This window comes from Evansella vedderi (assembly GCF_030813435.1).
Taxonomy (GTDB): Bacteria; Bacillota; Bacilli; order Bacillales; family Salisediminibacteriaceae; genus Evansella; species Evansella vedderi.
Window position 1 is genome coordinate 1 of record NZ_JAUSUG010000063.1, and the last position, 1,097, is coordinate 1,097.

Consider the following 1,097-nt stretch of genomic DNA (forward strand, 5'->3'; position numbering starts at 1 on the left):
CGATATCTTACATTGTTCAACTGAAAGAATTCTTTGAGGTATCCAATGACTCTTTCAACGGAACTACGTTCCTTGAATCGCTCTTTCCAGGCGATGGAACCACGTGCTGGTGCACTATAGCGCCGTAAATCAGACTCTATTTTTATTTTGAAGACCTTTTGACATAATGAGTCTTCTGCTAAAGGGCAATCGATACATTCCTTGGGACGTGTATATTTTAACGTTTGATATTTTTTATCGAAGCTATCGTATCGATAGGAATGCTCTCTTACACAGGTTGGAGCGAAATTCTCATCAAACCCGATTGGCTCAGATTCATTCTTTTTGTTGTAAGCAATGATGGAATACCCTTTCATTCGATGGACTTGTTCATAGATTGCATCGTAATCATACCCTGCATCCATTAGTGCAAAGACCATTCCAAGTTTTGGAAAGTTACTCTCTATTCCTTTCAATAAAGGTATAGCTGCTTTACCATCGTTTAGGCTACCTGAGGAAACAAGCGAATGGAGAATAAATTGAGTTTTGGTATCAACAGCCAAATGGCCTTTATAACCGTACCAATACACGTTTTTCCCTTCACTATTTTTTTTCACACCCCATGTAGGGTGAAGTGGCATTTGATCATGAAGTTCATCGTAAGAAGCGTCTAGTTGATCTTCGATTTTCTTTTCAAAAATAGACAAAGAGGCTTCCTCAGCTTCTTTCTCTTTTAACCATTGTTCACGTTCAGCCTTAGACTTACGTCCGCGTTTCTTTGGCTCAGACTTTGGTTTCTCTTCTTTTTTAGAAGGAGCTTGATCTCTCGCTTCAAAATGACCGGAGTCAATGGCGATATTGGGGGCCGTAATAAATTCTTCATTGATCGCATCAAGTACTATTTGAGAGTTAATCTCTTCAAGAACATTTGTATCTTTAATTTTTGTAATCATCCTTGAAAATGAGGCTTCAGACGGAACTGGATCAGATATTAGAAAGCCACAATCAACCTTAAACTTTAGATCTGAGTTTAAACGTTCAACTAGAAGTTGTATTTCAGGAATTCTTTCAACAAGTCTTACCACAAGTGCTTGAACCATTGCAGGATAGTTTAATTC

1 protein-coding gene is annotated in these 1,097 nt (G+C 38.2%); it reads right to left on the reverse strand.

Annotated elements, in window-relative coordinates; translation table 11 throughout:
* Nucleotides 1-1,097, reverse strand: a 1,097-nt coding sequence (locus J2S74_RS27330) for a transposase (RefSeq protein WP_307332920.1), incomplete at both ends; no start/stop codon positions are given.